Annotated in this window: 7 protein-coding genes; 5 read left to right on the forward strand and 2 right to left on the reverse strand. The window is 69.3% G+C overall.

Annotated features, from left to right (window positions below; all coding sequences use genetic code 11):
- Nucleotides 1-79 precede the first annotated feature (79 nt).
- Nucleotides 80-730 carry a TetR/AcrR family transcriptional regulator gene (locus IJH84_RS23050; RefSeq protein ID WP_295148920.1) on the reverse strand — a complete coding sequence of 217 codons (651 nt, stop codon included), beginning with the start codon at nt 728-730 and terminating at the stop codon, nt 80-82.
- 368 nt (nt 731-1,098) lie between these two features.
- Between IJH84_RS23050 and IJH84_RS23055 the strand changes: the two genes are divergently transcribed.
- The 4 genes from IJH84_RS23055 to IJH84_RS23070 all read left to right on the forward strand — a co-directional run bounded on the left by IJH84_RS23055 (nt 1,099) and on the right by IJH84_RS23070 (nt 6,655).
- A complete protein-coding gene (locus IJH84_RS23055; protein WP_295148923.1) occupies nt 1,099-2,322 on the forward strand; it encodes an oxygenase MpaB family protein in 1,224 nt (407 codons plus the stop codon).
- A gap of 169 nt (nt 2,323-2,491) precedes the next feature.
- Complete coding sequence (locus IJH84_RS23060) at nt 2,492-3,712, forward strand: oxygenase MpaB family protein (RefSeq protein WP_200069618.1); 1,221 nt, start codon at nt 2,492-2,494, stop codon at nt 3,710-3,712.
- 153 nt (nt 3,713-3,865) lie between these two features.
- Nucleotides 3,866-6,169, forward strand: coding sequence for a molybdopterin cofactor-binding domain-containing protein (locus IJH84_RS23065; protein ID WP_295148928.1), 2,304 nt, complete (start codon nt 3,866-3,868; stop codon nt 6,167-6,169).
- Nucleotides 6,170-6,178: 9 nt separating this feature from the next.
- Nucleotides 6,179-6,655: a (2Fe-2S)-binding protein gene (locus IJH84_RS23070; RefSeq protein ID WP_200069620.1), complete on the forward strand. Its 477-nt coding sequence runs from the start codon at nt 6,179-6,181 to the stop codon at nt 6,653-6,655.
- Nucleotides 6,656-6,740: 85 nt separating this feature from the next.
- Here the strand turns inward: IJH84_RS23070 and IJH84_RS23075 are convergent, their stop codons facing one another.
- Nucleotides 6,741-7,805: an ATP-dependent helicase C-terminal domain-containing protein gene (locus IJH84_RS23075; protein ID WP_367269078.1), complete on the reverse strand. Its 1,065-nt coding sequence runs from the start codon at nt 7,803-7,805 to the stop codon at nt 6,741-6,743.
- Here IJH84_RS23075 and IJH84_RS29365 point away from each other — a divergent pair.
- A partial coding sequence (locus IJH84_RS29365; protein WP_367269079.1) for an InlB B-repeat-containing protein occupies nt 7,716-8,037 on the forward strand: 322 nt, incomplete at its 3' end. The two genes, IJH84_RS23075 and IJH84_RS29365, sit on opposite strands and share 90 nt — an antisense overlap.

Consider the following 8,037-nt stretch of genomic DNA (forward strand, 5'->3'; position numbering starts at 1 on the left):
CCGGACCGGCGCGGCGATCTGCAGGCCGTTCCGGAGGACGCGCGGGTTCCCGCGCCCTGAGCCGTGCGCGCGCCGCGGGTCAGGGCGCGGACGGTTCCAGCAACGGCACCAGGAACCGGCGGGCGACGGCGCGGACCTGCTCGTCGTCGTCGATGTCGACGAGCTCGCTGGGAATGACCAGGAACGACGCCGAGACGCGGACCATCATCTCGGCGACGAGGTCCACGTCGACCGCCGCGGCGACGTGGCCGGTGGCCTGTTCGTGCCGGAGCTGGCCTGCCAGGAATCGCCGCACGGTGGCCAAGGTCCGGCCGCCGTCGTTGATCATCGAGGGCACCAGCAGGTCCGGCTCGGCCTCCATCAGGCCGCCGATCAGCGGATTGCCGCGGATGGCGCGCAGCGCGCTGGCGAATCCGAGCTCGACCCGGTCGGCGGCGGTCGCGGCCTGCGCGATGTCGGTGCGGAACCGGTCGAAGTACCAGCGGAACTCGCGGCGCACCACGTGCTCGACCAGCGCGTCCTTGGTGGTGAACCGGCGGTAGACGGTGATCCTGGAGACCCCGGCGCGGCGCGCCACGTCCTCCATCGTGGATCGGCGGATGCCCATTCGGCAGAACTGCTCGTACGCGGCGTCGAGCAGGCGCGCAGTGGTCTCGTCGGTGTCCTCGACGGGGTCGTCGGCCTCGGCGAACGCGCGTTCCAGCAGCGAGTCCGAGTCCTGCGGCGTCATGCAGCCGGACGGTACAGGTTCCACGGTGTCCTTCCTCGGCGCCCGGGAAGGACCCGGTGCCCATGGCTGGTGCCGGAAAGCCCGCGGCCGTTCCGGTCGGGTTTCTCGCTACCGGCGGCCCTGGCCGCACGGCGCACGCGGTTCGCGTGGCCTGGAGCCGGTGCAGTGCGAATGCTCTTTCTGGCCCCGCTGCTGTTCGCCGCATCGCAGTTACGGGCGATCTGTCGATTTCCGGTGCGGACGGAATTCTAAACGGGATCGGCTTCGGGGGCTGGTGTTCGGGATCGTCTTGTGCTTCCCTATGATACGCCGATCTGGTTCGTGTATCACCGTATCAACCAGCTGTTCCCGGGCTCAAGGATCAGGACATGAATGAATTCAGCAGACGCAAGGTGTTGGCTTCCGGCGGAGCCCTGGGCGCGTTGGGCGCGCTGGGCATGGCATCGCCCGCGATGGCGTGGACGTGGTCGCCGAGCGGTTCGATCGCGGGCACCGGGGCGGGCGCCGACCCGAGCTGGGTCTGGGACCAGGAGGCCGACCCGCTGCTCGCGTCGCTGCTCGATCGGGACGACGTGCCCGAGGTCAACCGCCTGTTGTGGGACTGGACGCGCAACGACCAGGAGCTGCCGCGCGAGCTCCCGCAGGACCTGCGGGCGTTCATGGAACGGGCGCGCCAGCTGCCGCCATGGGCGGACCAGCGGAAGCTGGAGCTCGCGGCGGAGTTCAACAAGTCCAGGGGGATCTACCTCAACCTGCTCAACGGGGTCGGCGGCGGCATGTTGAGCACCGCCATCCCGAAGGAAGCCCGCGCGGTCTACTACTCCAAGGGCGGCGCGGACATGGAGGACCGCGTCGCCAAGACGAGCATCCTGGGATTCGCCGTCGGCGACCCGAACGCCTACCGGCCCGACGGGTCCGTCGTGGTGGAAGCGGTCAAGACCCGGCTGGTGCACGCGGCCGTGCGGCACCTGCTGCAGCAGTCCCCCGGCTGGAAGCAGACCAGCGGCGGCCAGCGGATCCCGATCAGCCAGGAGGACATGCTCGTCACCTGGCACACGCTGCCGACCTTCGCGATGCGCCGGATGCTCGACTGGGGCGTGCCGATCACCCGGGCCGAGTCCGACGCGTACCTGCACGTCTGGCAGGTGACCGCCTATCTGCTCGGCATCCGCGAGGAGTACATCCCCGCCACCTGGAACGCCGCCTACGCCCAGTCCGACCAGGTCCTCGGCCGGAAGATGGGTACGACGCCGGAAGGCGTCGAGCTGACCGACGTCCTGCTGGGCCAGCTCGCCGAGCAGACCAGCCCGCCGCTCGGGGTCACCCGGCCGCTGTGCAACGCCCTGGCCAGGTACCTGGTGGGCGATCAGGTCGCCGATTGGGACGCGATCCCGCGGGAGCCGGTCTGGGAACCGCTGATCAGCGAGGCGTGGCCGCTGCTGGTGAAGTTCCGGGAGAACCTCGTTCCGCTGCCCGCGGTGCCCGAAGTCGCCTGGACCATCGACGAAGCCGCGCGCCAGTACATCCTCTTCTACCTCACCAAGGGCAAGGAAACGAAGATCGATATCCCCACGATCAACCGTCCCAGGTGAGCACGTAGGTCCGTTCGAGCGCTCCGCAGCGGGCCCTTCCGGCGATTCGCCGGACCTTTTCGCCCGCACGACGCCGTGCGCACTGGTCATTCCGCTGGTTCTCGCGCGATGAGGACCTTCGATTTCCGCAAATTTCGCAATCCGTGGAACTCAAGGAGGAGTTCAGGAAATGAGCGAACTCAGCAGGCGCAAATTATTGGCTTCCGGTGGTGCCTTGGGCGCGCTCGGCGCACTGGGCATGGCCAGCCCCGCGGCGGCGTGGACGTGGTCGCCGAGCGGTTCGGTCGTGGGCACCGGCACCGGTGCCGACCCGAGGTGGGTCTGGGACGAGGTGGCCGACCCGCTGGTCGGCTCGCTGCTCGACCGCGGTGCAGTGCCCAGGGTCAACGAGCTGCTGGCGCAGTGGACCAAGAACGGCCAGGAGCTGCCGAAGGGGCTTCCCGCCGAGCTGCGCGACTTCATCGAGAACGCCCGGCAGCGCCCGGAGTGGGTCGACGACCGCAAGCTCGACCTCGCGTACCAGTTCAACGAGAAGCGCGGGCTCTACCTCGGCGTCCTGTACGGGATGGCCAGCGGCATGATGAGCACGGTCATCCCGAAGGAGGCGCGGGCGGTCTACCACTCCTACGGCGGGGCCAACATGAAGGACCGCATCACCAAGACCGCCAAGCTCGGATACGACATCGGCACCCCGAACGCCTACGCCGACGACGGCGAGATGATCGTCACCTGCGTCAAGACCCGGCTCACCCACGCCGGCGTGCGCAACCTGCTGCCGAAGTCGCCGCACTGGAGCCAGGTCGCGCCCGAGGACATCCCGATCAGCCAAGCGGACATGATGGTCACCTGGCACAGCCTGGCCACGACGGTCAACCGGAAGATGGTCGAGTGGCAGGTGCCGATCCCGGTCGAGGAGTCCGAGGCGTACCTGCACTCGTGGCAGATGTGCGCGCACATGCTCGGCATCGACGACGAGTACATCCCGGCTTCCTGGGACGAGGCGAACTCGCAGGCCGATCAGGTGCTCACGCCGGTGCTGGCGCCGACGGCCGAAGGTGTCAACCTGGCCGACATCCTGATGGACTTCGGCAAGGAGATCGACGGCACCATCCTGAGCAGGCCGGTCATCGGCGCGCTGACCCGGTTCATGCTCGGCGATCAGGTCGCCGAGTGGCTGATGATCCCGCCGGAGCCGGTCTGGGACCCGTTGCTGAAAACGTTCTGGGGCCCGTTCATCGCCGTCCGCGAAGGCCTGCTCGACGTCTTCCCCGGCACCGACCAGGTCTACTGGGCGTTCGACGAGATCATCCGGCAGGCGGTCCTGCTGTTCCTGTCCAAAGGGGACTACCCGATCAGCATCTCGATCCCCACCGGAAACCGGCCTTCCTGAGTCCACAACGGACGACTCGCGCGATCGCAGGTCGCAGCGGGAGGAGAGCGGAACCGACAGCGGCGAGATCGATGCCGATGGACCGCAACCCGGCATCGATCGTCGTCGCGGTGCGACGCCTGCGAGCTGCCTCGCCGGCGAAGGGAGTCCCCGATGAGCAACGATCTTCCGCCCGAGCCGGAGCCCGGCGGGCACGTCGTCGGCAGGCGGCGGTTCCTCGGATACCTGCTGGCGGCGCCGACGCTGGTCGCGGCCGCCGAACTCGGCGGCGCGGGCACCGCCGACGCGCAGCTGCCGTCACCGGCGCTCGCGGAGATCTTCGACGCGAACGACCTGATGACCGTGGCGGCGGCGCCGACCTCGCACCTGATCACGGTCGAGGTCGGCGAGGACGGCACGGTCTCGTTCGCGCTGCCGCGGGCGGAAGTCGGCCAGGGCATCACCACTTCGACGAGCATGCTGATCGCCGAAGAGCTGCGCGTGCCGGTCGAGCGGGTTCGCGACACGCTCGCCGATGCGCGCCCTGAGCTGGTGTTCAACCAGCTCACCGGCGGTTCCAACACGACAATCGCGACCTACCGGCCGATCCGGGTCGCCGCCGCGCTGGCCCGCGAGCGGCTGCTGGCGGTCGCGGCGGCCGAATTCGGTGCCGCAGCGCAAGATCTGACGTTGCGCGACGGAATGATCACGGCCGCCTCGGGCGCCGCCGCGGACATCGGCGCCTTCGCGGAAAAGGCCGCGAGCACCCGGGACCGGCAGGTCGCGGTCGAACTCGGCCCGCGCGAGCAGCACACCGTCATCGGCACCCCGCACAACCGCGTCGACGGGCTCGCGGCTGTGACCGGGCGCAAGAAGTTCGCCATGGACCTCGACGTCCCGGGGGCCATGCCCGCGATGGTCTGCCGGCCGCCCACGATCAACGGGTCGGTCGCGGCCGCGTCCAACCTGGCCGAAGTCCGCACCATGCCCGGAGTGACCGATGTCGCGGTCATCTCCACCGGAGTCGCGGTGCGGGCGGAGACCTTCGGGCAGTGCATCGACGCCGTGCGCGCGCTCGAAGTGGCCTGGAAACCCGGTACCGCGGAAGGGAAATCCGACGACAGCGTGCTGGCGGAGCTGCGAGCCGCCGAGGCACCGCTCGGCCCACCACCGCTGGCGTCCACAGTGGAGGCGGAATTCACGTTCCAGTTCCGCAGCAACAGCGCGCTGGAACCGAATTGCGCGGTCGCCGACGTGCGCCGGGACCGGGCCGATATCTGGTCCTGCCTGAAATCCCCGATCGTGGCCCAGCAGACCATCGCCGCCGACCTCGGCATGCCCGTCGGCGCGGTGCGGGTGCACGTCACCGAGGGCGGCGGTTCCTTCGGGCGCAAGCTGTTCTTCGACGCCGCGCGGGAGGCCGCCGAGATCTCCCGGGCGGTGGGCAAACCGGTCAAGCTGATGTGGCACCGCGCCGACGACTCCCGGCAGGGCCGCACGCACCCGATGGCGATCTCGCGGGTGCGCCTGGCCCACTCCGGGCGCAGCGTGCTCGGGTACGAGCAGCGGCACACCAGCGTTTCGACCGACTGGAGTCACGGGCTGGGCGAGATCATCACCGCGATGGTGGGCAAGCTCCCGGTCGGAGACATCGGCTTTTCCGAAACGATGTTCCAGCTCAGCGTCTCACTGCCCTACGAGTTCGGGTCGAGCAGCCAGTTGCTGTGCGAGACCGACAAGGGCTTCAACACCGGCAGCATGCGCAACGTCTACTCACCGGACGTCACCTGCGCCCGCGAGCTCGTCGTCGACCGGCTCGCGGCGAAACTGGGCGAAGATCCTTACCGGTTCCGGCACGACTTCGTCCAGGACGACCGTTCCCGCGCGGTGCTGGCCAAGGCCGCCGAACTCGGGGACTGGGGTCGGCCGATGCCCGCAGGGACCGCGCAGGGGATCGCCTTCCACGCCGAGTACCGCGGGGTCACCGCGGCGCTGGTGGAGATCGATTGCCGTCCCGGCACCGTCGACCGGCCGATCCGCGACGGCGTGGCCGGACCGCGCGTCACCCGGGTCGTCTTCGCCGTCGACGCGGGCCTGGTGATCAATCCGCGCGGGCTCGAGGCGCAGATGATGGGCGGCATCATGGACGGCATCGCGCTGGCGCTGACTTCCAGCCTGCACCTGCGCGATGGCCACTTCCTCGAAGCCAGCTGGGACAACTACTTCTACACCCGGCAGTGGAACGTGCCGTTCGACCTGCACGTCGAGATCATGCCGGACACCACCGGAGAACCGGGCGGGGCGGGCGAACTCGGCGTGGCAGCGGCGATGTCCGCGGTCGCCTGCGCCTACGGCCGCGCCACCGGCACGCAGCCCACCCGCTTCCCGATCAACCACGACACGCTTTTGTTCACCCCCAAACCCGCGGTGCCGCCCGTTCCCGAGTCGCCGACGGACGGGCTGGAGCACGCACGCTGAGGAGCGTCCTTGCCTGAACACACTTTTCGCCTCAACGGCGAGCAGGTCACCGTCACCACCGCAGATGACGTGCGGTTGCTCTGGGTGCTGCGCGATCTGCTCGGCGTGCACGGGCCGAAGTACGGCTGCGGCATCAACGTCTGCAAGGCGTGCACGAGCCACGTCAACGGCAAGGCCGTGAACCCCTGCGCGATCCCCGTCGGCGAGCTCTCGCCCACCGACGAGGTCACCACCATCGAAGGACTTCCGGCCACAGTGGACGCCGAGTTGCACCCGATGCAGGAAGCCTGGCTGGAGCAGGACGTCGTGCAGTGCGGCTACTGCCAGCCCGGCCAGATCATGGCCGCCGTGGCCCTGGTGCGCCGGGTCGCCGCGGAGGGCCGTGAGATCACCGACTCGGACATCGACGGCATCCGCAACATCTGCCGCTGCGGCACCTACTTCCGGATCCGGCAGGCGATCAGAGCGGGTGCCAGCGAGATGTGAACGCATGTCTTGGAACCGAGCTCGGGGTTTTCCAAGCGGCGCAAGCCGCTTCCGGCGGCTACGCAACCCGCACCGCCGCGGGTGCTCATCGGCGATTCTTGGTGCGGCCCGTCGGGGCGGCGGTCGTGGGGTCGTCCGGCCACGGGTGCTTCGGGTAGCGGCCGCGCAACTCGGCGCGGACCTGCGGGTAGCCGTTGGCCCAGAACGATTCGAGGTCGGAGGTGACCGCGGCGGGCCGCCCGGCCGGGGAAAGCAGCTGCAGCACCAGCGCAACGCGCCCGTCGGCGAGTTCCGGCACCCGGCGCCAGCCGAAGACCTCCTGCAACTTCACCGGCAGCGCAGGTACGTCGCCGGAGTAGTCGATGCGGACCTGCGAACCGGACGGCACTTCGACGGTGTCCGGAGCCAGTTCGTCGAACCGCGCGGCCTGCGACCACGGGACGAGCCTGCGCAGCCCGGCGGCCGCGGAGATGCGTTCGAGGTCCGCGCGCTTGCCCGCACGGGACAGTTCGGGCTCCAGCCAGTGGTCCACTTCGGACAGCAGTGCCGCATCGTCGACCGCGGGCCAAGGATCGCCGATCGCGATGTGCAGGAAAGCCAGCCGGTCGCGCAACCGCTCGGCGTCCTTGGTCCAGTGCAGCAGTCCGAGACCGGCCGTGCGCAACCCGTCGAGCAGGGCCGACCGCACCTGCGCGGGGTCGGGATCGCGCAGTGGACGGCTCTGCAGCGTGATCGCACCGAGCGTTTCCTCTTGCACCGCGCGAACATCGCCGTCGGCCCACTCGACGGTCCGCCGATCCTTCAGCAGCGGTGCGCCGACCCGCCGGGCCAGTTCTTCATCGGCCGGAGCCGCCAAGCGGACCGTGCCGTGCGCGTGGCCGGGCGTGCGATCGGCGACCGCGACCGCGAGCCATTCGCAGTGCCGCAGTGCCGCGGGCGCTTCGACGGCGGTTCCGGAGGCCATCAGGTACACCGGCGAGTCCGCGGACCTGCGGCGGGCGAGCCGTTCCGGATGCGCGAGCGCGACCACCTCGGCGAGGTCCTGCCCGCCCGGCTCCCCGTGCACCAGCCGGCTGAGCCTGCGGGCTTCCCGCCGCCACCGCTCGGACCCCGGACCACCGCGCCGCAATCGCGCCAGCGCACTGTCCACATCGGTCTCCGTGGTGACCGAGTCGTCGTCGGAGAAGCGGAGCCAGATCCGACTATTACCTACAATGCGAACGGTGGTACCGGTAGCATGAGCAATCAATCATGGGGAGGAGGAAATACTACTTTATGGCCCAGCAACTTCAAGCGCACCGGCTACGGCTTCGCGGGCTGGAGTACCGAGCAGATTAATCCGGATGCTTCTAATGCTAGCACACTTATCGCGAACGCTATCA

It is taken from the genome of Saccharopolyspora sp., assembly GCF_017434145.1.
Lineage (GTDB): Bacteria > Actinomycetota > Actinomycetes > Mycobacteriales > Pseudonocardiaceae > Saccharopolyspora_C > Saccharopolyspora_C galaxeae.